This window comes from Variovorax sp. 20P10.2.4, assembly GCF_058244205.1.
This window is the reverse complement of the sequence record NZ_JBZAYE010000041.1, coordinates 1-24,793: the sequence shown is the minus strand read 5'-3', so window position 1 is coordinate 24,793 and position 24,793 is coordinate 1. Positions and strand designations below refer to the sequence as shown.

22 protein-coding genes and 3 tRNA genes are annotated in these 24,793 nt (G+C 68.5%); 9 read left to right on the top strand and 16 right to left on the bottom strand.

Annotation, left to right across the window (positions count from 1 at the left end; genetic code table 11):
- The coding region (gene rnr / locus AC27VN_RS06660) for a ribonuclease R (RefSeq protein WP_490876042.1) at positions 1-2,107 on the bottom strand (2,107 nt) is incomplete at its 3' end.
- A gap of 81 nt (positions 2,108-2,188) precedes the next feature.
- Between rnr and AC27VN_RS06655 the strand changes: the two genes are divergently transcribed.
- Positions 2,189-2,273, top strand: a tRNA-Leu gene (locus AC27VN_RS06655).
- Between the two features lie 218 nt (positions 2,274-2,491).
- A tRNA-Leu gene (locus AC27VN_RS06650) sits at positions 2,492-2,576 on the top strand.
- Positions 2,577-2,663: 87 nt separating this feature from the next.
- On the opposite strand, the gene rimO is transcribed toward AC27VN_RS06650, so the two are convergent.
- The 6 genes from rimO to AC27VN_RS06620 all read right to left on the bottom strand — a co-directional run bounded on the left by rimO (position 2,664) and on the right by AC27VN_RS06620 (position 8,884).
- Positions 2,664-4,070 (bottom strand): 30S ribosomal protein S12 methylthiotransferase RimO, encoded by a 1,407-nt coding sequence (gene rimO / locus AC27VN_RS06645; protein ID WP_398499401.1) that lies wholly within the window; start codon positions 4,068-4,070, stop codon positions 2,664-2,666.
- A gap of 39 nt (positions 4,071-4,109) precedes the next feature.
- Entirely contained in the window at positions 4,110-4,670 is a 561-nt protein-coding gene (phaR, locus tag AC27VN_RS06640; RefSeq protein ID WP_057591651.1) for a polyhydroxyalkanoate synthesis repressor PhaR, read from the bottom strand.
- A gap of 81 nt (positions 4,671-4,751) precedes the next feature.
- A complete protein-coding gene (locus tag AC27VN_RS06635; protein WP_490876041.1) occupies positions 4,752-5,120 on the bottom strand; it encodes a hypothetical protein in 369 nt (122 codons plus the stop codon).
- A 427-nt stretch (positions 5,121-5,547) separates the two neighbouring features.
- Positions 5,548-5,624, bottom strand: a tRNA-Val gene (locus AC27VN_RS06630).
- A gap of 67 nt (positions 5,625-5,691) precedes the next feature.
- On the bottom strand, positions 5,692-7,896 hold the full coding sequence (locus tag AC27VN_RS06625) for a RelA/SpoT family protein (RefSeq protein WP_371268788.1): 2,205 nt from the start codon (positions 7,894-7,896) through the stop codon (positions 5,692-5,694).
- A 37-nt stretch (positions 7,897-7,933) separates the two neighbouring features.
- Positions 7,934-8,884 (bottom strand): alpha/beta fold hydrolase, encoded by a 951-nt coding sequence (locus tag AC27VN_RS06620; protein WP_490876040.1) that lies wholly within the window; start codon positions 8,882-8,884, stop codon positions 7,934-7,936.
- Positions 8,885-8,952: 68 nt separating this feature from the next.
- Between AC27VN_RS06620 and AC27VN_RS06615 the strand changes: the two genes are divergently transcribed.
- Positions 8,953-9,723 carry a 3-hydroxybutyrate dehydrogenase gene (locus AC27VN_RS06615; RefSeq protein ID WP_209541410.1) on the top strand — a complete coding sequence of 257 codons (771 nt, stop codon included), beginning with the start codon at positions 8,953-8,955 and terminating at the stop codon, positions 9,721-9,723.
- A 45-nt stretch (positions 9,724-9,768) separates the two neighbouring features.
- Here AC27VN_RS06615 and AC27VN_RS06610 read toward each other — a convergent pair whose 3' ends face one another.
- Positions 9,769-10,479 carry an SIMPL domain-containing protein gene (locus AC27VN_RS06610; RefSeq protein ID WP_490876039.1) on the bottom strand — a complete coding sequence of 237 codons (711 nt, stop codon included), beginning with the start codon at positions 10,477-10,479 and terminating at the stop codon, positions 9,769-9,771.
- Between the two features lie 103 nt (positions 10,480-10,582).
- Positions 10,583-10,906 (bottom strand): hypothetical protein, encoded by a 324-nt coding sequence (locus tag AC27VN_RS06605; RefSeq protein ID WP_256222452.1) that lies wholly within the window; start codon positions 10,904-10,906, stop codon positions 10,583-10,585.
- A 197-nt stretch (positions 10,907-11,103) separates the two neighbouring features.
- Between AC27VN_RS06605 and ompR the strand changes: the two genes are divergently transcribed.
- Positions 11,104-11,835: an osmolarity response regulator transcription factor OmpR gene (gene ompR / locus AC27VN_RS06600; protein WP_093342288.1), complete on the top strand. Its 732-nt coding sequence runs from the start codon at positions 11,104-11,106 to the stop codon at positions 11,833-11,835.
- 73 nt (positions 11,836-11,908) lie between these two features.
- Positions 11,909-13,321, top strand: a complete 1,413-nt coding sequence (locus tag AC27VN_RS06595; protein ID WP_490876043.1) for a sensor histidine kinase — start codon at positions 11,909-11,911, stop codon at positions 13,319-13,321.
- Positions 13,322-13,339: 18 nt separating this feature from the next.
- On the opposite strand, the gene ispF is transcribed toward AC27VN_RS06595, so the two are convergent.
- Complete coding sequence (gene ispF, locus AC27VN_RS06590; RefSeq protein WP_490876038.1) at positions 13,340-13,828, bottom strand: 2-C-methyl-D-erythritol 2,4-cyclodiphosphate synthase; 489 nt, start codon at positions 13,826-13,828, stop codon at positions 13,340-13,342.
- A complete protein-coding gene (ispD, locus tag AC27VN_RS06585) occupies positions 13,825-14,547 on the bottom strand; it encodes a 2-C-methyl-D-erythritol 4-phosphate cytidylyltransferase (protein ID WP_093342490.1) in 723 nt (240 codons plus the stop codon). Before ispD ends, ispF begins: the two co-directional genes overlap by 4 nt.
- Before the next feature lie 122 nt (positions 14,548-14,669).
- Between ispD and mfd the strand changes: the two genes are divergently transcribed.
- Genes mfd through serB form a run of 4 tightly spaced genes read left to right on the top strand, consistent with a single transcriptional unit; the run spans position 14,670 to position 19,565 of the window.
- Positions 14,670-18,155, top strand: a complete 3,486-nt coding sequence (gene mfd / locus AC27VN_RS06580) for a transcription-repair coupling factor (RefSeq protein ID WP_490876037.1) — start codon at positions 14,670-14,672, stop codon at positions 18,153-18,155.
- A gap of 49 nt (positions 18,156-18,204) precedes the next feature.
- Positions 18,205-18,456 (top strand): CopG family transcriptional regulator, encoded by a 252-nt coding sequence (locus AC27VN_RS06575; protein ID WP_143129128.1) that lies wholly within the window; start codon positions 18,205-18,207, stop codon positions 18,454-18,456.
- Positions 18,453-18,851, top strand: coding sequence for a type II toxin-antitoxin system VapC family toxin (locus AC27VN_RS06570; protein WP_203201221.1), 399 nt, complete (start codon positions 18,453-18,455; stop codon positions 18,849-18,851). The genes AC27VN_RS06575 and AC27VN_RS06570 overlap by 4 nt, the downstream gene beginning before the upstream one ends.
- Positions 18,852-19,565 (top strand): phosphoserine phosphatase SerB, encoded by a 714-nt coding sequence (serB, locus tag AC27VN_RS06565; RefSeq protein ID WP_490876036.1) that lies wholly within the window; start codon positions 18,852-18,854, stop codon positions 19,563-19,565.
- Positions 19,566-19,569: 4 nt separating this feature from the next.
- On the opposite strand, the gene AC27VN_RS06560 is transcribed toward serB, so the two are convergent.
- From AC27VN_RS06560 to AC27VN_RS06540, 5 genes are all read right to left on the bottom strand, one after another.
- Positions 19,570-20,340: an IclR family transcriptional regulator gene (locus AC27VN_RS06560; protein WP_177239289.1), complete on the bottom strand. Its 771-nt coding sequence runs from the start codon at positions 20,338-20,340 to the stop codon at positions 19,570-19,572.
- Between the two features lie 68 nt (positions 20,341-20,408).
- A complete protein-coding gene (locus AC27VN_RS06555) occupies positions 20,409-21,398 on the bottom strand; it encodes a Bug family tripartite tricarboxylate transporter substrate binding protein (protein WP_296776620.1) in 990 nt (329 codons plus the stop codon).
- A 25-nt stretch (positions 21,399-21,423) separates the two neighbouring features.
- A complete protein-coding gene (locus AC27VN_RS06550; RefSeq protein WP_490876035.1) occupies positions 21,424-22,593 on the bottom strand; it encodes an acyl-CoA dehydrogenase family protein in 1,170 nt (389 codons plus the stop codon).
- A gap of 11 nt (positions 22,594-22,604) precedes the next feature.
- The gene (locus tag AC27VN_RS06545; RefSeq protein WP_490876034.1) at positions 22,605-23,822 is read right to left on the bottom strand and encodes a CaiB/BaiF CoA transferase family protein; all 1,218 of its coding nucleotides are present in this window, start codon (positions 23,820-23,822) and stop codon (positions 22,605-22,607) included.
- Between the two features lie 20 nt (positions 23,823-23,842).
- Positions 23,843-24,793: acyl-CoA dehydrogenase family protein (locus AC27VN_RS06540; protein WP_490876033.1), on the bottom strand; the 951-nt coding region annotated here is incomplete at its 5' end.

Below are 24,793 nucleotides of genomic sequence, written 5' to 3'. Positions count from 1 at the left end.
TGGCCGAGGCCTTGACCGGCACGCCGCCGGCCGCGGCACCCTTGTCCTTCATGGCGCGCGCGGTGAGCTCCTCGCCTTCGCGCACCAGGCGGAAATCGATCTTGCGGCCGTCGAGGTCGACGCGGCTGACCTGCACCCGCACCCGTGTGCCGATGGCATAGCGGATGCCCGTGCGCTCGCCGCGCAGCTCCTGGCGCATCTCGTCGAACTTGAAGTACTCGCCGCCGAGCTCGGTGATGTGCACCAGGCCCTCGACGTACATCGCATCGAGCGTGACGAAGATGCCGAAGGTGGTGGCCGCGGTGACCACGCCGCCGTATTCCTCGCCGAGGTGCTCGCGCATGTACTTGCACTTGAGCCAGGCCTCGACGTCGCGGCTGGCCTCGTCGGCGCGGCGCTCGTTGGCGCTGCAATGCAGCCCGGCGGCTTCCCAGGCCTGCACTTCCTTGGTCGGCGCGACCGTGGCCTTCTGCGGCTTGGTGGTCGGCGCCTTCACGCGCGAGGCCAGCCGCTTGGCGAGCTTGGCGTGCGCCTCGCCCGGCGTCGGCAGCATCGGCAGCTGGTAGCGCGTCTTGCCGAGGATGGCCTTGATCACCCGGTGCACCAGCAGGTCGGGATAGCGCCGGATCGGGCTCGTGAAGTGCGTGTAGGCCTCGTAGGCCAGGCCGAAGTGGCCGCTGTTGATCGGCGTGTAGATCGCCTGCTGCATCGAGCGCAGCAGCATGGTGTGGATCTGCTGCGCGTCGGGGCGCTCCTTGGTCGCCTCGGCGATGGCCTGGAATTCGCCGGGCGCCGGATCGTCGGTGATGCTCAGGCCCACGCCCATCGCCTTCAGGTAGCCGCGCAGGATTTCCTTCTTCTCGGGCGTCGGGCCCTCGTGCACGCGGTACAGGCCCGGGTGCTTGCCCTCGGCGATGAAGTCGGCGCTGCAGACATTGGCCGCGAGCATCGCTTCCTCGATCAGGCGGTGCGCCTCGTTGCGGGTGCGCGGCACGATCTTCTCGATGCGGCCGGCGTCGTCGCAGATGATCTGCGTCTCGGTGGTTTCGAAGTCGACCGCGCCGCGCTTGCCGCGCTGCTTGAGCAGCGCCTTGTAGACGTCGGCGAGGTTCAGCAGGTCCTTGACGCGCTCCTTGCGCTTGGCCGCCTCGGGGCCGCGCGTGTTGCCGAGGATGGCAGCTACCTCGGTGTACGTGAATCGCGCGTGGCTGAACATCACGGCCGGATAGAACTGGTAGGCGTAGATCTCGCCATCGGCCGCGACCAGCATGTCGCAGACCATGCACAGGCGCTCGACCTCGGGGTTCAGCGAGCACAGGCCGTTCGAGAGCTTCTCGGGCAGCATCGGAATCACGCGGCGCGGGAAGTACACGCTGGTGGCGCGGTCGTAGGCATCGATGTCGATCGCCGAGCCGGTGCGCACATAGGCGCTGACGTCCGCAATCGCAACCAGGAGGCGCCAGCCCTTGCCACGGCCGACCTTCGCAGGCTCGCAGTACACGGCGTCGTCGAAGTCGCGCGCGTCCTCGCCGTCGATCGTGACCAGCGGCACGTCGGTGAGGTCGACGCGGCCCTTCTTGTCGGCCGGACGCACCTTCTCTGGCAGCGCCTTGGCCTCGGCCAGGCACGCTTCGGAGAACTCGTGCGGCACGCCGTACTTGCGCACCGCGATCTCGATCTCCATGCCGGGGTCGTCGATCTCGCCGAGCACTTCCTTCACCCGGCCCACGGGCTGGCCGAAGAGCGCGGGCGGCTCGGTGAGCTGCACCACGACCACCTGCCCCACCTTGGCGGGACCGGTCGCGCCCTTGGGAATCAGCACGTCCTGGCCGTAGCGCTTGTCCTCCGGTGCCACGAGCCAGATGCCGCCCTCGTGAAGCAGGCGGCCGATGATCGGCTGCTCGGGGCGCTCGATGATCTCGACCACGCGCCCTTCGGGGCGACCGCGGCGGTCGAGCCGCACCACGCGCGCCTTGACCCGGTCCTTGTGCAGGACCGCGCGCATCTCGTTGGGGGGCAGATAGATGTCGGCTTCGCCGTCGTCGCGTTGCACGAAGCCATGTCCGTCGCGATGGCCCTGAACCGAGCCTTCGAATTCATCCAGCAAGCCGCTGGAAGTGACATTATTTTTGATATGATCTCCTTCTTTCCTGAAATTCAAAGCGTACCTGCTTCGGCAAGTATGCGGGCCCAGATGGCGGAATTGGTAGACGCACTAGTTTCAGGTACTAGCGAGTAACATCGTGGAGGTTCGAGTCCTCTTCTGGGCACCAAGTTTAAATAGACTCTCATCGAGTCCTTCGATTCAAGCCACCGGTCTCCGGTGGCTTTTTTCTTGCCCGCTCCGATCATGGTCGTCATCGACGTCGGCGCGCGCGCGGTCAGTCCGCGCATCGGTGCCTGTGTCGTGAACGCATCATCGTGCGCACAAAATTGCGAGGCCGCGAGAAAATCGTTTTTGATTTGATATACTCGTAGGCTTTCCTGAAATGCCCAGATGGCGGAATTGGTAGACGCACTAGTTTCAGGTACTAGCGAGTAACATCGTGGAGGTTCGAGTCCTCTTCTGGGCACCAGATCCAAGAGCAGCTTCAAAAGGTTCTTGAGATTCTTCGAATGAAGCCACCGTTTCACGGTGGCTTTTTTCTTGTCCGTTCGAATCATCAAACGGGCAACGCGATCAGGTCGTGCCCCTCGGCGCCCACGATGCGCGCGCGCGTGAACTCCCCCACCTTGAGCGTCTTGCTGATCTTCTCGGGCGGCAGCAGCCGCACGGTGCCGTCGATCTCGGGCGCGTCGGCGTAGGTGCGTCCCACGCCACCCTTGCGGCCCATCGCCGGCGCGGAATCGACCAGCACCTGCATCGTGGCGCCCACGCGCTCCTGCAGCTTGGCGATCGACACCGCCTCGGCCACTTCCATGAAGCGCGCACGGCGCGCCTCGCGCTCGGCCTCGGGCAGCATGCCGGGAATGTCGTTGGCGGTGGCGCCCTCGACCGGACTGTAGGCAAAGCAGCCCGCGCGATCGATGCGCGCTTCGCGGATGAAGTCGAGCAGGTGCTCGAATTCCTGTTCCGTCTCGCCGGGGAAACCGGCAATGAAGGTGCTGCGGATCACGAGTTCCGGGCACACCTCGCGCCAGCGCGCGATGCGCTCGAGGTTTTTCTCGCCGCTGGCCGGACGCTTCATGCGGCGCAGCACATCGGGGTGACTGTGCTGCAAGGGCACGTCGAGGTAAGGCAGCACCTTGCCGCTGGCCATCAGCGGAATGACCTCGTCAACGCTCGGATAGGGGTAGACATAGTGCAGCCGCACCCAGGCGCCATAGGGCTCGGCGATCTCGCCGAGCGTGCGCACCAGCTCGAGCATGCGGGTCTTGACCGGCTTGCCATCCCAGAACCCGGTGCGGTACTTGACGTCCACGCCATAGGCCGAGGTGTCCTGGCTGATCACCAGCAGTTCCTTCACGCCGCCCTCGAACAGCGCCTTCGCCTCGCTCAGCACGTCGCCCACGGGCCGCGACACGAGGTCGCCGCGCATCGAGGGAATGATGCAGAAGGTGCAGCGATGGTTGCAGCCCTCGCTGATCTTCAGATACGCATAGTGGCGCGGCGTGAGCTTGAGGCCCGCCACGCCGAAGCTGTTGGGCACCAGATCGACGAAGGGATCGTGCGGCTTCGGCAGGTTGGCATGGACCGCATCCATCACCTCCTGCGTGGCATGCGGGCCCGTGACGGCCAGCACGCTGGGGTGCATCTGCTTCACCAGATTGCCGCCCTGGTCGCCGGTCTTGGCGCCCAGGCAGCCGGTGACGATCACCCGGCCGTTCTCGGCCAGCGCCTCGCCGATGGTGTCCAAGCTTTCCCGGACGGCATCGTCGATGAACCCGCAGGTGTTGACGATCACCAGGTCGGCGCCCTCGAAGGACTTGGCGGTCTGGTAACCCTCGGCGCTCAGCTGCGTGAGGATCAATTCGGAATCGGTAAGGGCTTTGGGACAGCCCAGGCTCACGAAGCCGACCTTGGGGGCGGCCGTCGTGGCTGTTCGTTCGTGGGAGGCAACTTCGCTCATAGCCTCCTATTGTCCCAGCTATCTGGGACGACAGGTATTTCAGGGACGCTTGATGCCAAAGGCGCCCAATACCTGCTCGGTGCTTTTCTGCATCTGTTCCTGCATCTGCAGGAAGACATTCTTCGATTGCTCCACGTAGTTGCCCATCAGGCCCTGCAGCATCGGCGACTGCATGCTCATGAAGCGCGACCACATCTCCGGCGTCAGGCCCTCGGCCTTCTCGGCGAGCTGCGCCTGCACTTCGGTCATGGCCTGGATGTTCTTCTCGAGGTAGGGCGCCATGTAGCTCTGCATGGCCTGGCCATAGAACCGGATGATGTTGGCCAGCACCTGTTCGGTGAACATCGGCGCACCGCCCGCCTCTTCTTCGAGAATGATCTGCAGCAGGATGCTGCGCGTGAGGTCGTCCCCGGTCTTGGCATCGCGCACCACGAACTGGGCGCGCTCGATCACCAGTTGCTTGACCTCGGTCAGCGTGATGTAGGTGGACGTCTCGGTGTCGTAGAGCCTTCGGTTCGGGTACTTCTTGATCACACGCTGTACCGGCTTGACCCCGGACTTCTTGCTCTGCACTGCGGACTCCTTCACATGGACGCCCATGTCATCGGATGATTCTAGGGAGCGGTTTTGCTGCATCGCGACAAGGTTTACCCTGACCGCGCGCAACCGGCGGCCGCGCCTTCACTCCGCGGCGGTGGCGTATTCGGCGCCGCAAGCCGCGCAGGCGGCCGATTCGGGCCGCTCCGCCGTCTCCTCGCGGAACCGCAACGGGCTCTTGTGCCCATAGACGACCCAGCAGCGCGGGCAATGCTCGTGGCCAGCCGTCGGCAGATAGGCGCGGGCGCGCTGCTCGGCGCGCTCCTGCGTGACCGGCATGCCCTGCCGCGCCGCACGCTCGACCTCCCGCGCCGCCATGGTGTCGAGGCGGCCACCCGCACGGTCGTTGATGCCGTAGACGGCCCGCGCGAACTCGATCGGCGCCTGCTTCATCAGCGCGACCAGGCGCGCCTGTACGCGTTCGTGATCCATCGCGATCGATCGCGCGTTCATCGGGCGATCCCCGGGAGGAAATGGAAAGAAAAAAGGCTCTGCACGACAGCCAAGTTAGCACAAGAAAATGGCCCGGTGGTTGCCTGCGGCGGCCATCCGAATGGGCGATTGCCACGGCGGGAAGCCGGCCGAATGTCCGGTTCGCCAGTCCGGCGAATGGCCGATCCAGGGAATAGCGCTCGGTCGGACCTGGGCATCTCTACGAAAACGATTCTACCCACCGGTAGGATCCTCTTTCGCCCCACTAGCCACAGCTCGCCTCGAGCGCCCAAACCCTAATCCACGAAGGACGCATCAACGTCACGCCGGAATCACGGATGGGATGAAGAGGCAGGAGATGAAGCTTCGGGCTTCACTGCAAGGGGGAGAAGAATCTCCCCAAAATCTCCCGTTGTGCCTGAAGACTGGTCTTCTTCAGAGGGAGATTTGGTAGGCGCGATTGGACTCGAACCAACGACCCCCACCATGTCAAGGTGGTGCTCTAACCAGCTGAGCTACGCGCCTGCGATTGTTTCGAGAAGCTGAAAGTATAGCAGGAGAAATGGCGGTTTCTGGACCGCCCGCCCCTTTTTCATCGACGTCGCGCGGATCGAACGCCAGCCACCGCCGTGACCACGTTGAGCACCTGCGCGAGACGCGCCGCATCGGCGATCTCCACGGTGAAGGTCATCCATGCCGTGCCCTTAACCGACTGCGTCTGCACGCCGATCACGTTCATCTTCTCGCGCGCGAAGACATCGGAGATGTCGCGCAGCAGGCCCTGCCGGTCGGCCGCTTCCACGGCGACGTCGACCGCATAGACCGGAGCCTCGCCCTTGGTCGCGCCCCACTCCACGTCGATCACGCGCTCGCCGTCGCGCGAGGCCATCGTGCGGAAGTTGCTGCAATCCACGCGGTGCACGCTCACGCCGTGGCCGCGCGTGACGAAGCCCGCGATGGCATCGGGTGGCGCCGGCTTGCAGCACTTCGCGAGCTGCGTCATCAGCGAGGACACGCCGACCACCAGCACGCCGCCCTTGCCCGCCTTCTCGCTCGCGCGCGGCTTCTTGATCTGCACACCGTCGTCGGGATTCGCCGGCGGCTCGGGCGGACGCAGCAGCGTCTCGATGTTACGCAGCGAGAACTCGTCCTTGCCGACCACTTCGAACAGCTGGTCCGCCGACTTGAAACCCAGTTGCGATGCGAGGTCCTCAAGCCGCATGGCCGTGCGGCCTTCGCGCTGCAGTAGCTTCTCGACCGCCTCGCGGCCGCGCGCCACCGTCTCGTGCGTGATCTGCGCATTGAACCAGGCGCGCACCTTGGCGCGCGCGCGATGGCTCGCGAGATAGCCGAGCTCCGCGTTGAGCCAGTCGCGCGAGGGCCCGCCTTCCTTGGCCGCGATCACCTCCACCGTCTGCCCGTTCGACAGCGGCGTGTTGAGCGGCACCATCGCCCCGTCGACGCGCGCGCCGCGGCAGCGGTGACCCAGCGTGGTGTGCACCGTGTAGGCGAAGTCGACCGGCGTCGCGCCCTGCGGCAGTTCGACGATCGCCGCATCGGGCGTCAGCACGTAGATGCGGTCGTCGAACAGGCCCTGGCCCTGCAGGCCACCCGACAGGTCGCGCTCCCACGCCAGCAACTGGCGCAGCACCGCGATCTTGGCGTCGTACTCGCCGCTGGCCCACACGCCCGCGTAGCCCTTGTGGCCGGCTTCCTTGTAGGCCCAGTGCGCCGCCACGCCATGCTCGGCGTGGTCGTGCATTTCCTCGGTACGGATCTGGATCTCGATCGGCTTGCCCACCTGGCCGTCGACCAGCGCGCGCACCACGGTGTGTAGCGACTGGTAGCCGTTGGGCTTGGGCCGCGCGATGTAGTCGTCGAACTCCTCGTCGATCGGCTGGAAGTGCGAATGCACCCAGGCCAGCGCCGCGTAGCAGTCCTTCACGTCGGGCACCACCACGCGCAGGGCGAGGATGTCGAACACCTGCGCGAAGTCGAGCGACTTGCCGCGCATCTTCTTGACGATGCTGTAGATGTTCTTCGGCCGCCCCTGCACGACGGCGCGGATGCCCTCGGAGTGCAGCTCGCTCTCGAGCCGCGAGCGCAACTGCTCGACGTAGCTCTCGCGCTCGATGCGCTTCTCGTCGAGCAGGCGCGCGATCAGCTTGTAAGTTTCGGGCTCGAGGAAGCGGAACGAGAGGTCCTCGATCTCCCACTTGACCTGCCAGATGCCGAGCCGGTTCGCGAGCGGCGCGAACACCTGCAGCGATTCGCGCGCCACGCCCTCGGGCACCGGCTTCTTGCTGGCGGCCGCATAGCGCAGGGTCTGCAGGCGCGAGGCAAGGCGCAGCATCACCACGCGCAGGTCGCGCGAGAACGCCAGCAGCATCTTGCGCACGTTCTCGGTCTGGGCGCCCGCGCCCTCGTTCTGGTGGGCGCGCGCCGCCGCGCGGGCCTGCTCCTGCACGCGCACGAGCTTGGTGGTTTCCACCGCCAGCGCCGCGAAGTTGTCGCCGAAGACCTTGGCGATGACTTCCTGAGGACGGTTGAGATGCGAACAGGCATAGACCAGATAGCTCGCGCCCTGCATGGCCTCGGAGCCGCCCATCTTCTTGACGATGGCGGCCACCGCGTCGGCGTGCGCCAGCGCGTTCTCGCCGGTGTCGAGCAGTTCGTCGACGATCAGCGGCTCGGCGAAGGCGCGTGCGCGCGCGAGCATGTTCTCCATCACCGGCGAGCGCTCGGCGGTGGCGGCCGACAACGGATAGTCGACGACGATGCCGTCCGAAGCCGGCATCCCCTGGAGGCTGGAAGACTCGCGCTTCACGCCGCCCTCAATCGAACAGGAAGTTCACGACCACCGCGGCCTGCGCGGGATCGACGAAGGTCGGCGCATGGCCGACGCCCTCGAACTCGACCAGCGCCGCCTGCGGGCCGCGCTGCGTCATCGCGGTGACGGTCTCGCGCGACAGCAGGTCGGACTGGGCGCCGCGCGTGACGAGCACGCGCGCCGTGATCGCGTCGTACAGGCCCCACATGATGGCGCCGCCCTGTGCCGCGGCTTCGGGCGTGATGGCACGCAGGCCGACCGCGAGCGCCGGGTCGTAGTGCAGCATCCACGGACCGTCCGTGCCGGCCGGCGCATCGACCTTGGCCGTGCCATCGGCGCTGCGCTGCGAGGCCGGCACGACCATGGGTCGCGTCAGTTCGAGCCATTGTTCGGGCGTGTGCGGACCGAAGCTGGTGGAGATCGCCCACAGCGCATCGGCCGCCTGCTGCAGGCTGTCGTACCGGCCGCCCTGCCCCACGTAGGCCGCGATGCGCTGGATCGCCGCCGCCTCGATGGTCGGGCCGACGTCGTTGACGACGAAGCGCCGCACCGGCGCCGGCAGCGGCAGTTCCTTGTGCCCGGCCAGCACGAAGCCGATCAGGCCGCCCATGCTGGTGCCCACGTAGTCGAGCGTCTGGATCGGATGCTGCTGCTGGAGCTGCGCGAGCAGCGCCACCATGTCGCCCGCGTACAGCGGCACCTGGTAGGCGGCCGGGTCGCGCAGCCAGTCGCTGGCGCCGCGGCCGGCCACGTCGGGGCAGACCACCCGCACCCGGCCTTGGGCGCGCGCCACGAGCGCACGGGCCAGCGCATCGAAATCGCGGCCCTGCCGGGTCAGGCCGTGCACGCAGAGCACCAGGTGAGGGCTGCCCGCGTCGCCCCACTGCCAATAGGCCATGCGGTGGCCGCCGTGGGTGTCGTTGCACGCCACGTGGTGAAGCGTCGGTTCGGTCATGGAAACAGGGCCGTTCTGGTGCGGATAATCTTCTCGTCGCATCCTAATTCATCCGGAGATTCATCTTCATGCTCAAAGGCAAAACCGCTCTTGTCACGGGGTCCACCAGCGGCATCGGGCTCGCCATCGCCAGTGCCCTCGCCCAGCAGGGCGCGAACATCGTGCTCAACGGCTTCGGCGACGCCGAGGCGCCCAAGGCGCAGATCGCCGCGCTCGGCGTGCGCGCCGAATACCACGGCGCCGACATGAGCAAGCCCGATCAGATCGAGGACATGATGAAGTTCGCGGCCGACCGATTCGGCCGCGTCGACATCCTGGTCAACAACGCCGGCATCCAGCACGTGGCCAAGGTCGAGGACTTCCCGCCCGAACGCTGGGACGCGATCATCGCGATCAACCTCACGAGCGCCTTCCACACCACGCGGCTGGCGATTCCCGCGATGCGTGAAGCCAACTGGGGCCGCGTCATCAACATCGCCTCGGCCCACGGCCTGGTGGCATCGGCCCAGAAATCGGCCTATGTGGCGGCCAAGCACGGCATCGTCGGCTTCACGAAGTCGGTGGCGCTCGAGACCGCGACCACCGGCATCACGAGCAACGCGATCTGCCCGGGCTGGGTGCTGACGCAGCTGGTGCAAAAGCAGATCGACGACCGCGCGGCGCGCGAAGGCATCAGCGCCACGCAGGCGCAGAACGACCTGCTGGGCGAGAAGCAGCCCTCGCTGCAGTTCACCACGGTGGAACAGCTCGGCGGGCTCGCCGTGTTCCTGTGCTCGCCCGCGGCCGACCAGGTGCGCGGCGTGGCCTGGCAGATGGACGGCGGCTGGACCGCGCAATAAGAGAAAACACGGGCGGAGCGCGCCAGGCGCCCCGCCCCGCGGCTCTTACTTGAGCTGCACCGATCCCGAGACGTTGACCACCACGCTGGTCTTGCCCGCCTCGATCGGCACCTGGGCGTCGGCCGAGAAGGACTTGGCCGCGGCCGCCATCATGCGCGGGCGGATCGGCCCGCCATCGTTCGCATTCACCGACACCTCGCGCAGCGTGTAGCCCGCGAAGCCGAAGTTCTTCGACAGCTCGGTCGCCTTCTGCTTGAAGGCGTCGATCGCGAGCGTCTGCGCCTCGGCCTCGGTTTTGGCGCGCTGCTCGCGGCTCAGGCCGAAGCCCACGTTGCCGACGGTCAAGGTCGTGATGCGGCCGGCTGTCTGGGCGATGCGCGGGAAGTCGCGGCCCTCGAGCACGAGCTCGGCCGTGCCCTGCCAGCCGTTGATCTTGCCCTCGCGCGTGTAGCGCGGCGACAGGCTGAAGTTGCCGGTGCGCACGTCGAGCTGGCCGGCCTGCGCGTTCTTGCGCGCCTCGGTCAGCGCGGCGTCGAGCGCGGCCTTCAGCTGCGTCTGCACGCTGCCGGCATCGGTGCCGTCGCGCGTGGTCACGAGCGTCATGCTCAGCAGGTCCTGCTGCACCTCGACGGTTCCGTTGGCGCTGAGCTGCAGCACGTTCTGCGGCGGCGCCACGACAGCGTTCTGCGCCATGGCCACGCCGGCCATGCCGGCCCATGCGGCGCAGGCCGCGATCAAGGTGATGGTTCTTTTCAAGATTGGCTCTCCCAGGTTGTAGGTACGTCGACGACGTACGAGAAGAAGACGGGTGCTCGGTGCACCCGCCCTCGCGGCGCGAGCCGTGGCTCGCGCACTGCGCTCAAGGTCGCTGGCTGCGCGGCGCGGGCAGGAGCCGCGCGGCCGGCATCGGCGCCGGCACGATGCGTTCGGCCGGCTGCGATTCTGCCGAATGCGCGGAGATGCCCGGCGTGCTCCACTGCCCGCGCACCTGCTGCCGCAATTCGTACAGCTCGGCCGGCGTGAGGCGCCGTCCCGCGATGGCTTCACCGCGGCGCATCTCGTCGCGTTGTGCAGCGCGGTGCGCGGCCACCGCGGCCCGCAGATCGTAGCGGCGCCCATCGGCCACCCGAAGGAATTCGGCCGCCGAGATCGACGGCACACAGGCACACGCGAGCAGCAGCAAGGGTGTGGCGGATGAAAGAAATCTCTGCGCAAAAGTCATAGGGCAGAGGCACTGTGCCACCGCCGCGCTTACATCGGATGACTGGACCGCGAGCGGTCGCAAGTTTTGTAACTTAGTGTCAGTCTCAAAGCAAATCCGGCTCAACCGGCTTCCAACACCTTCAGAATCGGCGCTGTTACAAATTCGACGTTGTAGAAATGACTCAAGTTCCCGCTCGCACCGACAAGATCGTGATCGTCGACGACGACGCCCGCATCCGCGACCTGCTTCGCCGCTACCTGACCCAGGAAGGCTTCGAGGTGATCGTGGCCGAGGACGGCAAGGCGCTCAACCGCATCCTGTTGCGCGACACGGTCGACCTGATCGTGCTCGACCTCATGATGCCCGGCGAAGACGGCCTGTCCATCTGCCGCCGCCTGCGTGCCGCCAACGACCGCACGCCGATCATCATGCTCACCGCCAAGGGCGAAGACGTCGACCGCATCGTCGGTCTCGAGGTCGGCGCCGACGACTACCTCGGCAAGCCCTTCAATCCGCGCGAACTGCTGGCGCGCGTGCACGCCGTGCTGCGCCGCCGTCCGCCGCTCGAGGCGCCCGGCGCGCCCTCGACCGAGAACGAGACCGTCACCTTCGGTCCCTTCACCTTCGACCTCGGCTCGCGCACGCTCAAGAAGGACGGCGAGGAACTCTCGCTGACCACCGGCGAGTTCGCGATGCTCAAGGCGCTGGTGCGCCACCCGCGCCAGCCGCTGTCGCGCGAGAAGCTGGCCCAGCTCGCGCGCGGCCGCGAGTTCGAGCCCTTCGACCGCAGCCTCGACGTGCAGATCTCGCGCCTGCGCAAGCTGGTCGAGTCCGACGCCGCGGCACCGCGCTACATCCAGACGGTGTGGGGCGTGGGCTACGTCTTCGTGCCGGACGGCACGGCCTGACGCGGCACCAGCGGTGGCCATCGGCCTCCCCTCCGCAAGAGAAGCCCCCCAGGAGGATGGCGCCCAGGTCACGATGCCCAGCCCGCTCGAGGGCGCGGCGCAGCGTGACCGGCGCCCCGGGCTCAAGCTCGGCTTCAGCCTGTTCTGGCGCACCTTCTTCCTGCTCGCCCTCCTGCTGATCGGCTGCACCGTCGCCTGGCTGCAGACCTTCCGCTCGCTCGAATACGAACCGCGCGCGATCCAGACCGCGCACCAGATCGCCTCGCTCGTGAACCTCACGCGCGCGGCGCTGGTGTACTCGGACGCGATCACGCGCGTGTCGCTGATCAAGACGCTGGCCGACCAGGAAGGCGTGCGCATCCTGCCGCGCGAACCCAACGACCGCGTGCAGCCCTACACCAGCGGCGCGCTCGACCAGCGCGTGACCGAGGAACTGATCGACCAGCTCGGCGCCGGCACCACGGTGGCCAGCCGCGTCAACGACGAGGCCGGCCTGTGGATCGGCTTCACGATCGAGAGCGACACCTACTGGCTGCTGCTCGACCCCACGCGCTTCAGCCGCGTGGGCGGGCGCACCTGGCTGGTCTGGCTCAGCACCGCCATGGCGCTGTCGCTCGCGGGCGCGGCGCTGATCACGCGGCTCATCAACCTGCCGCTCAAGCAGCTCTCGCGCGCCACCATGCAGGTGCGCGAGGGCGAGTACGAGGCGCACCGGCTCGACGAGCGCGCGCGCACCAACGAGATCCGCGCGGTCAACATCGGCTTCAACCGCATGGCCGACCAGCTCGCCAAGATCGAGCAGGACCGCGCGATCATGCTGGCCGGCATCTCGCACGACCTGCGCACGCCGCTCGCGCGGCTGCGCCTCGAGACCGAGATGAGCGTGGCCGACGAGGACGCGCGCGACCACATGGCCGCCGACATCGCGCAGCTCGACGCGATCATCGACAAGTTCCTCGACTACGCGCGGCCCGATCATGTCGATCCCAAGCCGGTGCTGTTGCGCGACGTGGTCGACTCCTGCACCTACGCCGTGCAGGACTACGAGGAGATGAGCATCACGGTCGACGTGCCGCCCGACCTGCGCGTGATGGGCGACGAGGTCGAGCTCACGCGCGTGATCTCCAACCTGGTCGAGAACGCGCGCCGCTACGGCAAGACGCCCGCCACCGGCATCGCCGACGTGGTGATCCAGGCGCAGGCGAGCAACGACGCGGTGCTGATCAAGGTGCGCGACCGCGGCGCCGGCGTGGAGCCGGCCCAGCTCGCCCAGCTCACCAAGCCCTTCTTCCGTGGCGATGCGGCGCGCACCTCGGCCGCGGGCGCGGGCCTGGGCCTGTCGATCGTGGCGAAGAACATCGAGCGCATGGGCGGCACCTTCGCGCTCACCAGCACGCCGGGACGCGGCCTCGCGGCGCACATCCGTATGCCGCGCGCGATGCCGGTGCCGCCGCGGCCGGTGCAGCCGCCAGTCCGCAAGATCTGAAAGAAAAGAACCGCGCGCTCAGCGGTGCAACAGCACCACGGCGCGCGCTTCCATCGCGCGGCCCTCGCCCACCGGGCCCAGCTTCTCGGCCGTCTTGGCCTTCACGTTGACCTGTTCGCCCGCGATGCCCAGCGTCTGCGCGATGCGCTCGCGCATGGCCGGGATGTGCGGCGCCAGCTTCGGCGCCTGCGCGATCACGGTGCTGTCGACGTTGCCGATCTGCCAGCCCTCGGCGCGCACGCGGCGCGCCGCTTCGGCCAGCAGCGCGGCCGAATCGGCCCCGCGGAACTGCGCATCGGTGTCCGGGAAATGCCGGCCGATGTCGCCCAGGCTCGCGCCACCGAGCAGCGCGTCGGTGATCGCGTGCAGCAGCACATCGGCATCGGAATGGCCGAGCAGGCCCGTGACATGGGGCACCTCGACGCCGCCGAGGATCAGCTTGCGCCCCGCCACCAGCTGATGGACGTCCCAGCCCTCGCCGACGCGGATGTTGAAGGCACCGCTCATGCGAGCACCTTCTTGCGCGCCAGCAGCAGCGCCTCGGCCAGCGCGAAGTCCTCGGGATAGGTGACCTTGAAGTTCTGCGCGCTGCCGGGCACCAGCAGCGGCGTCAGCCCGACCGCCTCGATCGCGCCGGCCTCGTCGGTCACCGCGTCGCCCGCACGCTCGAGCGCGTCGAGCAGCATGCCGATGCGGAACATCTGCGGCGTCTGCGCGAGCCACTTGTCGGCGCGCGGCAGGGTCTGCGCCACGCGGCTGTCGGCCGTCGACACCTTGAGCGTGTCGGCCAGCCGGTGCGCCAGCAGGCCGCCGACGGCATCGTGCTCGCAGGCCGCGATCAGCGCCTCGATCTGGCTCGGCGTCACGAGGCAGCGCGCCGCGTCATGCACCAGCACCCAGTCGTGCGCGCCGGCGCCCTTCTGCCGCAGCGCCAGCAGGCCGTTGCGCACCGAGGCCGCGCGCGTCACGCCGCCCACGCGCAGCAGGTGCTCGTCCTGCAGCGGAAAGAGCGGCAGCGCGGCGTCCACGTCGCGGTCCTCGGGCGCCACCACCAGCGCGATGCCGGCGAAGCGCCCGTTCAGCGCGCGGAAGGCCTCGAGCGTGTGCGCCACCATCGGCGCCCCGGCCAGCCGCCGGTACTGCTTCGGCTGCGGGGACTGCGCATGGCCGGCACGGTGGCCGGAACCGGCGCACGGGATCAGCACGAAGAGGCGGGAAGAAGACATGGTGCGGCAGACGGTCGGCCAGTGCGCCGACAAGCAGAAGAAGGGCCGCCATTCTAGAATCGACCCCATTGCACACCCCTCGCCAGTCGGCGCGGGGTGTTGTGCATTTCCAGCAAGCCTTTATGGACCTCCCCCATCTCACGGCGGGCAAGCGCTTCACGCTGCCGCGCCCCCCGCTGTCGGCCGATGCGCTGCTGCTGGCCCAGCTCGCGCGGCGCGAAAAGTCCGCGGGCCGCGCCACGGCCATGTTCACGGCCGATGCCAACGACGCCCAGCGCTTGATCGACGAGATCGCCTTCTTCGCGCCCGAGTTGCGCTGCGCCCTGTTCCCCGACTGGGAGACGCTGCCCTACGACAGCTTCTCCCCGCACCAGGACCTGATCAGCGAGCGCCTGGCCACCCTGTGGCGCATCAGCCAGAAGGAAGCCGACGTGGTGCTGGTGCCCGCCACCACCGCGCTCTACCGGCTCGCGCCGCCGTCCTTCCTCGCGGGCTACACCTTCCATTTCAAGACCAAGCAGAAGCTGCAGGACGCCAAGCTCAAGGCGCAGCTCACGCTGGCCGGCTACACCCACGTCACGCAGGTGGTGAGCCCGGGCGAGTACGCAGTGCGCGGCGGCCTGATCGACCTGTTCCCGATGGGTTCGCCCGTGCCCTACCGGGTCGACCTGTTCGACGACGAGATCGACTCGATCCGTACCTTCGACCCCGACACCCAGCGCAGTCTGTACCCGGTGCCCGAGGTGCGGCTGCTGCCGGGCCGCGAGTTCCCGATGGACGACGACGCGCGCGCGCGCTTTCGCGGCCGCTGGCGCGAGCTGCTCGAGGGCGACCCGACCAAGAGCCGCATCTACAAGGACATGGGCAACGGCGTGGCCACCGCCGGCATCGAGTACTACCTGCCGCTGTTCTTCGACGAGACGGCGACCGTGTTCGACTACCTGGGACCCGACACCACCGTGGTGCTGCACGGCGAGCTCGAGCCCGCGTTCCAGCACTTCTGGCAGGACACGGGCGAGCGCTACCGCCTGGTGCGCGGCGACCCCGAGCGCCCGGCGCTGCCGCCGGAGGCGCTGTTCCTCAACGCCGAGCAGTTCTACCAGCGCGTGAAGCCGCACGCGCAGCTGTCGATCCGCTCGACCACCGACGCCGCGCCCTTCGCCGAGTTCGACACCCTGCCCGCCTTCTCGGTGGTGCGCGGCGCCGACGATCCGCTGGTGCGGCTCAAGGCCCACATCGCCGCCACGCCGCACCGCGTGCTGATGATCGCGGAGAGCGACGGCCGGCGCGAGAGCCTGCTCGACTTCCTGCGCGCCAGCGGCGTGAGCCCGCCGGCCTTCGATTCGCTGGCCGAGTTCGAGGCCGCGGCCGACGAAAAGATCGGCATCGCCACCGCCGCGCTGGCGGCCGGCTTCGCCTGGCGCGAACAGGGCATCGACTTCGTCACCGAAACCGAGCTGTTCGCCACCGGCAGCACCGGCCGGCGCCGCAACAAGAAGCAGGAACAGGTCAGCGACGTCGAGGCGCTGATCAAGGACCTGTCCGAGCTCAACGTGGGCGACCCGGTGGTTCACTCCGCGCACGGCATCGGCCGCTACCGCGGCCTGATCCACATGGACCTGGGCCAGGGCAGCGATGCCGAGGGCAAGCCGCTGCTGCAGGAGATGCTGCACCTGGAGTACGCCGACAAGGCCACGCTCTACGTGCCCGTGAGCCAGCTGCACCTGGTGAGCCGCTACACCGGCGTCAGCGCCGACGAGGCGCCGCTGCACAAGCTCGGTTCGGGCCAATGGGACAAGGCCAAGCGCAAGGCCGCCGAGCAGGTGCGCGACTCGGCCGCCGAGCTGCTCAACATCTACGCACGCCGCGCCGCGCGCGAGGGCCATGCCTTCCGCTATTCGCCGGCCGACTACGAGGTGTTCGCCAACGACTTCGGCTTCCAGGAAACCGCCGACCAGAAGGCCGCGATCCATGCCGTGGTGCAGGACATGATCTCGCCGCAGCCGATGGACCGCCTCGTTTGCGGCGACGTCGGCTTCGGCAAGACCGAGGTCGCGCTGCGCGCCGCCTTCATCGCGGTCACCGGCGGCAAGCAGGTGGCCTTCCTCGCGCCCACCACGCTGCTGGCCGAGCAGCACTACCAGACGCTGGTCGACCGCTTCGCCAAGTGGCCGGTGAAGGTGGCCGAGATGAGCCGCTTCCGTTCGACCAAGGAAATCACGACCGCCGCCAAGGGCCTGGCCGAGGGCACCGTCGACATCGTGGTCGGCACCCACAAGCTGCTCTCGGAATCGGTCAAGTTCAAGAACCTCGGGCTGCTGATCATCGACGAGGAGCACCGCTTCGGCGTGCGCCACAAAGAGGCCATGAAGGCGCTGCGCGCCGAGGTCGACGTGCTCACGCTCACGGCCACGCCGATCCCGCGCACGCTGGGCATGGCGCTCGAGGGCCTGCGCGACCTCAGCGTGATCGCCACCGCGCCGCAGCGCCGGCTCGCGATCAAGACCTTCGTCCGCAACGAGGGCACCGGCGTGATCCGCGAGGCCGTGCTGCGCGAGCTCAAGCGCGGCGGCCAGGTCTACTTCCTGCACAACGAGGTCGAGACCATCGAGAACCGGCGCCAGAAGCTCGAGGAGATCCTGCCCGAGGCGCGCATCGCCGTCGCCCACGGCCAGATGCCCGAGCGCGAACTCGAGCGCGTGATGCGCGACTTCGTGGCCCAGCGCTACAACCTTCTGCTGTGCTCGACCATCATCGAGACCGGCATCGACGTGCCGACCGCCAACACCATCGTGATGAGCCGCGCCGACAAGTTCGGCCTGGCGCAGCTGCACCAGCTGCGCGGCCGCGTCGGCCGCTCGCACCACCAGGCCTATGCCTACCTCATGGTGCCCGACACCGAGGGCCTGACCAAGCAGGCGGCGCAGCGGCTCGATGCGATCCAGCAGATGGAGGAGCTGGGCTCGGGCTTCTACCTCGCGATGCACGACCTCGAGATCCGCGGCACCGGCGAGGTGCTCGGCGAGAACCAGAGCGGCAACATGATGGAGATCGGCTTCCAGCTCTACAACGAGATGCTCAGCGAGGCCGTGCGCTCGCTCAAGGCCGGGCAGGAGCCCGACCTGCTGTCGCCGCTGTCGGTCACGACCGAGATCAACCTGCACGCCCCCGCCCTGCTGCCCGACGACTACTGCGGCGACGTGCACCTGCGGCTGTCGTTCTACAAGAAGCTCGCCACCGCGAAGAACCCCGACCAGATCGACACCCTGCTGGAGGAGATCGTCGACCGCTTCGGCAAGCTGCCGCCGCAGGCCCAGACCCTGATCGACACCCACCGCCTGCGCGTGCTCGCGCGGCCCTACGGCGTTGTCAAGGTCGATGCGGCGCCGGGCGTCATCAACATCACCTTCAAGAAGGATCCGCCGGTCGACTCGATGGCGATCATCCACCTGATCCAGAAGAACAAGCACATCAAGCTGGCCGGCAACGAGAAACTGCGCATCGAGCGCGAGCTCAAGGAGCCGAAGGAGCGTGCACAGATGGTGCGCGATGTTTTGCGCAGCCTGGGGCAGCCGCTGGTCAAGGAAAGCCCCACGGCCGTCGTATAAGTGCCAGCCACTTATATAATTGCCGATGTAATTTTTCGGGAGATCCGCCATGTCCCAAATCACGATCTACCTGGACGAAGAGTCCGAGAAAACAGCGCGCGCGGCAGCAGCGGCGGCGAACCTGCCCTTGAGCCGCTGGTTCGCCCTGCTGGTGGCGCGTGAAGGGCAGCGCGGCAAGAAGACCGGTTGGCAGAGCTTCTTTGCCGAAGCCGACAAGCAGAAAGCCGCCTGGGACGAATTCCCCCTGACCGAGGACATGCACAAGGACCTGCCTCCCGATACGCCGCGCGAGTCCTTGTGAAGTACCTGCTGGACACCAACACCCTCATCTACGCCTTTCGCGGCACGGGCGGTGTGCGCGTGCGCATGAATGGCACGAGCGATGCGGACATGAATCTGTGCGCCATCAATCTGTTCGAACTCGAGTTCGGTTTCGCCAAATCCGCCAACCCGGGCCCGCAGCGAGCGCTGCTCGACGAGCTGGTGCAGCGCCTGCGCGTCCTGCCGCTGGACAGCGCGAGCGCGGAATCGGCCGGACAGATCAAGGCCCACCTGCAACAGGCCGGTACGCCGATCGGCCCCTATGACCTGCTCATCGCGGGCATCGCGATGGCGCACAACCTGATCGTCGTCAGCCGCAACGTCAGCGAGTTCTCGCGCGTGCCCGGCCTGCGCGTCGAGAACTGGTATCACTGAATGACCCTTGCCCCCTCCTCCCCCGGCCTCGTCCTCCAGCGCTTCACGCCGCCGCTCGCCCTCCAGGACTTCAAGCTCATCGCCTTCGACATGGACTCGACGCTGATCAGCATCGAGTGCATCGACGAGATCGCCGACGCGGTCGGCAAGAAGGCCGAGGTGGCCGCGATCACCGAGGCCACGATGCGTGGCGAGATCAAGGACTTCAAGGAAAGCCTGCGTCGCCGCGTCGCGCTGCTGAAAGGCGTGCCGGTCGGCGCGCTGCAGCAGGTCTACGACGAGCGGCTCAGGCTCAACCCCGGCGCCGCCGAACTGGTGGCGGCCTGCAAGGCGGCGGGCCTCAAGGTGCTGCTGGTCTCGGGCGGCTTCACCTTCTTTGCCAACCGCGTGAAGGAGCGCCTGGGCATCGACTTCGCGCGCTCGAACCTGCTCGACGAGGCCGACGGCCAGCTCACGGGCCAGGTCGCGATGCAGAGCTGGGGCGACATCTGCGACGGCGCCGAGAAGCGCCGCACCCTGCTCGAGGTGGCCTCGCTGATGGGCATCTCGGCGCAGGAATGCATCGCGGTGGGCGACGGCGCCAACGACCTGCCGATGATGGGCGAGGCCGGCCTGTCGGTGGCCTACCACGCCAAGCCCAAGGTGCGCGAGCAGGCGATGGTGGCGATCAACGAAGGCGGGCTCGACCGCCTGCTCGAGGTCGTCCGGCCCTGACCGGTCAGGCCGGGCTGCCGGCCGCGGGTGCCTTGGCCGCGGTGCCCAGCAGCCGCTCGCGCATCGACGGAACCACGGTGTCGGCCGCGCGCTCGAGCTGCTCCACGAGGCCGCCCACGCCGACCGCGAAGCGCGCGCCCGAGGCGCTCGAAGCCGAGCCCAGCGCGATGATGCCGATGCCCTCGGTGACCACGCCGCGCGAGAACGCATAGCCGCGCTCGCGCGTCTCCTGCACGCGCGCCTTCACGTAGTCGGCATCGACGTCCTGCCCGCCGGGCTTGAGGCGCGCATTGCTGCGATGGATGGTGCGCGCCACGTGGTCGTCGCTGCTGGCCGCGAGCAGTGCCCAGCCGGTGCCCGACATGCACAGCAGCCGGCGCGTGCCGGGCTGCACGTTGAACTGGATCGCGCGGCTGCCGAAGATCACATGCACGTACTGCGCGTAGATGTCGTTCTCGACGGCGAGGATGGCGGTGAAGCCGGTCTCGCGCGCGATGTCGCCGAGCACGGTGAGCAGCTGCCCGCCCTGGAACATCGAGTCCATCACCCAGTCGCCGATCGAGGCCAGGCGCGGCGTGGCGAGGTAGGCGCGCAGCGAGGAGTCGTAGCGCAGGTAGCCCAACGTGGCGACGCTCTTGAGCAGCACCTGCGCGCTCGACAGCGGATAGCCGAGCCGCTCGGAGATCTCGCGCACCGTCACCGGCCGCCGCACCTCCCGCAGGTACTCGAGCACCTGAAACACCCGCCCCGCCGTCTTGATGACCGATTGCTCCACTTCATGTTCTCCGCGGTCCCAGCCGGCATGTTGCGCGCTCGACCGCCCGGGCCGGACCGCGCGCGATGCTACTGCAACTCGATGCCGGTGATGCCCATCAGCCGCTTCCAGCGCTCGATCTCCTCGGCCTGGTAGCGGCGCAGCTCGGGCGCCGAGGACATGATCAGTTCGGTGCCCTGCTTGCGGTAGTAGGCCTGGATCTCGGGCGTCTGCGCGGCCTTCGCGAACAGCGCGCCGAGCTGCTCGAGCGCGGCCGGCGGCGCCTTCGAACTCACGGCGGCCGCGACCCAGTTGAACGCGAGGTAGTCGGGGTAGCCGGCCTCGCCGACGGTGGGCACCTCGGGCAGCACGATCGAGCGCTTGGGCGCGGTGAAGGCCAGCGGCCGCACCCGGCCCGAGCGCGCGAGCTCGTTGGCGCCGGTGGCGTCGACCACCGCGAAGTCGACCTCGCCCGTGAGCACCGCGTTGACGGCCTCGCCCGCGCCCTTGTAGTTGATGCCGGCGGTCTTGATCTTGGCCATCTCGTTGAACCACTCCGAATAGAGCGTGTACGACATGGAGCCGCTCGCGTAGTTGAGCTTGCCGGGCCGCTTGCGCGCGTCGGCCACGAGGTCGGCCAGCGAACGGTGGGCCGAGGCGGCCGGCACGATGACCAGGCAGGCGCCGCGCGACAGCAGCGTGATCGGCGCGAAGTCGGCGATCGGGTCGTAGGGCAGCTTGCGGAAGGTGGCGGCGTTGGTGGTCAGCGTCGAGTTGCTGCCGATGAACACCGTGTGGCCGTCGTGCGGCGGATTCAGCGCCGTCTGCACGCCGATGAAGCCGTTGCCGCCGGGCTTGTTCTCCACCGTCACCGCCTGGCCCGAGAGGTCGCCGATGCTCTTGGCGAACAGGCGCGCCGTGATGTCGGTGCCGCTGCCGGGCGGGAACGGCACGATGAAGCGCATGGCGTGCGAGGGAAAAGCCTGCGCCTGCGCGCGGCCGGGCAGGCTCGCGGCACCGGCCAGCGCCGCGCCGGTGCCGAGCAGCAGCCGGCGGCGGTCGCGAGAGAAATCACTCATGGGGTCGTCTCCTGGTTTCCTGTCTTCAGCGCCGCGAGCCCAACAGCTCGCGCGCCACCACCCAGCGGTGCACCTCGCTGGGTCCTTCGTAGATGCGCATCAGCCGGGTTTCGTTGGCCATCTGCTGCAGCGGCATTTCCTTGGTCATGCCCATGGCGCCGAAGACCTGCATCGCCATGTCGATCACGTCCCAGGCCATCTCGGTGGCGTAGACCTTGATCATCGAGACCTGCGAGCGCGCCTCCTCGCCGCGGTCGATGCGCGCGGCGGCCTCGTAGGTCATGAGGCGGCAGGCATGGATGCGGGTGGCGGCATCGGCCACGCCCCACTGCACGCTCTGGCGGTCGGACAGCAGCGCGCCGAAGGTCTTTCGCATCGGCGCGTACTCGCAGACCATGTCGAGCGCGCGCTGGGCGCGGCCGATGCACCAGGCCGCCATCTGCACGCGCCGGCTCGACAGCCGCGCCTGCATCGGCGCGAAGCCCTGCCCTTCCTGGCCCAGCAGCTGGCCGGCGCCGACGCGGCAGTCCTGCAGCACCACCTCGTAGGTCGACACGCCGCCGAGCATCGGGATGCGACGCTCGACGATGAAGCCCGGCGTGTTCTTGTCGACGATGAAGGCCGAGATGCCGCCGCGCGAACCGAGCGCCTTGTCGGTCACGGCCATCACGATGGTCCAGTCGGCGCGCGCGGCGCGGCTGATCCAGATCTTGCGGCCGTTGAGCACCCAGTTGCCCTGCGCGTCGCGCTCGGCGCGCGTGCCCATCGCCGACGGATCGGCGCCCGCGCCGGGCTCGGAGATGGCGATCGCCGAGACCGTCTCGCCGCGCGCATAGGGCGCGAGATAGCGCTCGGTCTGCGCCGCGTCGGCCGTCTTCAGCAACATGCGCAGGTTCGGCGAATCGGGCGGCAGGTCGTAGGGCACGACGGTCTTGCCGAGCTCCTCGTTGACCCCGACCATCGCCGTCACCGGCAGGTCGGAGCCGCCGAGTTCGGCCGGCGCATCGAGCCCCCAGAGGCCGAGTTCGCGCGAGAGCGCATCGAGCCGCTCGTGCTCCTCGGGCATGAGCATCAGCTGCCCGCCCTCGGCTTCGCGTTTCAGCACCGCCGGCTCCAGCGGCAGCAGCTCGTCGCGCACGAAGCGCGCGACCAGGTCCTTGAGCATGCGGTGCTCGTCATCGAGTTCGAAGTTCATGCCCCCGCCCCTCACTCGCCGGCCACCGCGCGGTTGGCTTTGAGCCGCGCGATGGCTTCCTCGCCGAGGCCGGCCTCGCGCAGGATCTCGCTGGTGTGCTGCCCCACGGTGGGCGCCTGGCGGTACACGCGGGTCGGCGTGGCCGAGAAGCGCGCCGTGGGCCGCAGCTGGCGGATCGGCCCTTCGGTCGGATGCTGCGCGTCCTCGAACAGGCCCACCGCCTTCAGGTGCGGATGCGCGGGCAGGTCGTCGAGCGCATAGATCGGCGTGGCCGGGATGTCGAGCTTCTCGCACAGCGCCATCCACTCGGCCGTGGTCTTCAGCGGCGACAGCTCGCGCAGGTGGCCGTAGAGCGCGCGCACCTGCGCGTTGCGCTCCTGCCGGTTGGCGATGCTGTAGCGCTCGGCCAGCTCGGGCTGGCCGACCTCGACGAAGAAGGCCTGCCAGTGGCGCTCGGTGTAGGGCAGCATGCTGATCCAGCCGTCGCGCGTACGCGCCGGCTTGCGCCCGCCCTCGAGCAGCCGCGGATAGCCGGCCTTCACCGCCGAGCCCTGGAAGGTCATGCCGCCCATGTGCTCGGCCAGCACGAAGGCCGCCATGGTCTCGAGCATCGGCACCTCGACGTACTGGCCCTGCCCGCTGCGCTCGCGGTGCAGCAGCGCGGCCAGCACCGCGTTGCAGACCGCGAGGCCGGTGGTCTTGTCGGCGATCAGGCTGGGCGTGTAGTCGGGCTGCTCGCGCCCCACCGAGCCCACGCCCACCAGCCCGCAGGCGGCCTGGATGATGTCGTCGAAGGCCGGCTTGTCGCGGTGCGGGCCGTCCTGGCCGAAGCCGGTGGCGGCGCAATACACCACCTTGGGATTGAGCTTCGCCACCGCCTCGTAGCCGAGCCCGAGGCGCTCGACCGCGGCCACGCGCATGTTGTGCACCACCACGTCCACCTGCGGGATCAGCGCGCGCAGCGCGGCCACGCCCTCGGGCGACTTGAGGTCGACCGCGAGCGAGCGCTTGTTGCGGTTCACGGCCAGGAAGATCGAGCTCATGCCCGGGTGCTGCGAGATGCCGTTGGCGCGCATCATGTCGCCCTCGGGCGGCTCGACCTTGATCACGTCGGCGCCGTAGTCGGCCAGCATCTGGGTGGCCAGCGGGCCGAGCACCACGGCCGTGAGGTCGAGCACGCGGATGCCCTTGAGGGGGCCCGAGGGCGCGTTGGAAGTCGTATCGGTCATAGAGAAGAAAGAAGAGGGATTCAGTTGGGCAGGCCCACGAGATGCCGCGCCATCACCACGCGCTGGATCTGGCCGGTGCCCTCGACGATGTCGAGCGCCTTCACGTCGCGAAACAGCTTCTCGATCAGGTGGTCGCCACGGCCGCCCGCCAGGCCCAGCACCTCCATCGCGAAGCTCGTGGCCTCGAAGGCGGCCGGCGGCGCGAGCGCCTTCGAGGCCGAGGCCTCGAGCATGTTGGGCTGGCGCCGGTCGGCCAGCCAGGCGGCGCGCAGCGCCATCAGCAGCGCGGCCTTGAGCTTGCGGCGCGAACGCTCGAGCCGGTCGCGCAGCCGCAGGTCGGAGGCCAGGCCCTGGGCCTGCATGAAGGCCGCGGCCTCGTCGAGCGCGGCGCGGCCGATGCCCACCGCCATGCCGGCGATGGCCGGGCGGCCCGCGTTGAAGGTGTTCATCGCGCCCTTGAAGCCGCCCGAGCGTTGCTCGTAGTAGGCCTCGCCGCCGAGCAGGTTGGCCGCGGGCACGCGGCAGCCCGAGAGGAAGAAGGAGGTCGACTCGTAGGCCTTCAGGCCCATCTTCTTCTCGATGCGGAAGTCGCCGAAGCCCGGCGTGCCGCGCTCGACCACGAAGGCGCGGTGGCCCGCACGGCCCAGCGCCGGATCGATGGTGGCGAACACCACGGTCCATTCGGCGCGGCCCGAGTTGCCCGAGAAGGACTTGGCGCCGTCGAGCACCCAGTGCTCGCCGTCGCGCCGCGCGCGGGTCTTGATGTTGGCCACGTCGGAACCGCCCGAGGGCTCGGTCATCGCGAAGGCGCCCCAGATCGGGCGCTGCGGATTCACGAAGGGCGAGAGAAAGCGCTGCCTCTGCTCGGGCGTGCCCATCGAGAGGATCGGCGGTTCGCCCAGGCCCGGGCCCGGCAGCGCGACGCCGATGCCGCGGTCCCAGTAGGCGCCCTCCTCGGCCAGCAGCACCTG

Bases quoted from the DNA above. Each gene is read 5' to 3' on its own strand.
- rimO (WP_398499401.1), bottom strand. From the start codon at position 4,070: ATGAGCGAAGTTGCCTCCCACGAACGAACAGCCACGACGGCCGCCCCC.
- phaR (WP_057591651.1), bottom strand. From the start codon at position 4,670: ATGGGCGTCCATGTGAAGGAGTCCGCAGTGCAGAGCAAGAAGTCCGGG.
- AC27VN_RS06635 (WP_490876041.1), bottom strand. From the start codon at position 5,120: ATGAACGCGCGATCGATCGCGATGGATCACGAACGCGTACAGGCGCGC.
- AC27VN_RS06625 (WP_371268788.1), bottom strand. From the start codon at position 7,896: ATGCCGGCTTCGGACGGCATCGTCGTCGACTATCCGTTGTCGGCCGCC.
- AC27VN_RS06620 (WP_490876040.1), bottom strand. From the start codon at position 8,884: ATGACCGAACCGACGCTTCACCACGTGGCGTGCAACGACACCCACGGC.
- AC27VN_RS06615 (WP_209541410.1), top strand. From the start codon at position 8,953: ATGCTCAAAGGCAAAACCGCTCTTGTCACGGGGTCCACCAGCGGCATC.
- ompR (WP_093342288.1), top strand. From the start codon at position 11,104: ATGACTCAAGTTCCCGCTCGCACCGACAAGATCGTGATCGTCGACGAC.
- AC27VN_RS06595 (WP_490876043.1), top strand. From the start codon at position 11,909: ATGCCCAGCCCGCTCGAGGGCGCGGCGCAGCGTGACCGGCGCCCCGGG.
- ispF (WP_490876038.1), bottom strand. From the start codon at position 13,828: ATGAGCGGTGCCTTCAACATCCGCGTCGGCGAGGGCTGGGACGTCCAT.
- ispD (WP_093342490.1), bottom strand. From the start codon at position 14,547: ATGTCTTCTTCCCGCCTCTTCGTGCTGATCCCGTGCGCCGGTTCCGGC.
- mfd (WP_490876037.1), top strand. From the start codon at position 14,670: ATGGACCTCCCCCATCTCACGGCGGGCAAGCGCTTCACGCTGCCGCGC.
- AC27VN_RS06575 (WP_143129128.1), top strand. From the start codon at position 18,205: ATGTCCCAAATCACGATCTACCTGGACGAAGAGTCCGAGAAAACAGCG.
- serB (WP_490876036.1), top strand. From the start codon at position 18,852: ATGACCCTTGCCCCCTCCTCCCCCGGCCTCGTCCTCCAGCGCTTCACG.
- AC27VN_RS06555 (WP_296776620.1), bottom strand. From the start codon at position 21,398: ATGAGTGATTTCTCTCGCGACCGCCGCCGGCTGCTGCTCGGCACCGGC.
- AC27VN_RS06550 (WP_490876035.1), bottom strand. From the start codon at position 22,593: ATGAACTTCGAACTCGATGACGAGCACCGCATGCTCAAGGACCTGGTC.
- AC27VN_RS06545 (WP_490876034.1), bottom strand. From the start codon at position 23,822: ATGACCGATACGACTTCCAACGCGCCCTCGGGCCCCCTCAAGGGCATC.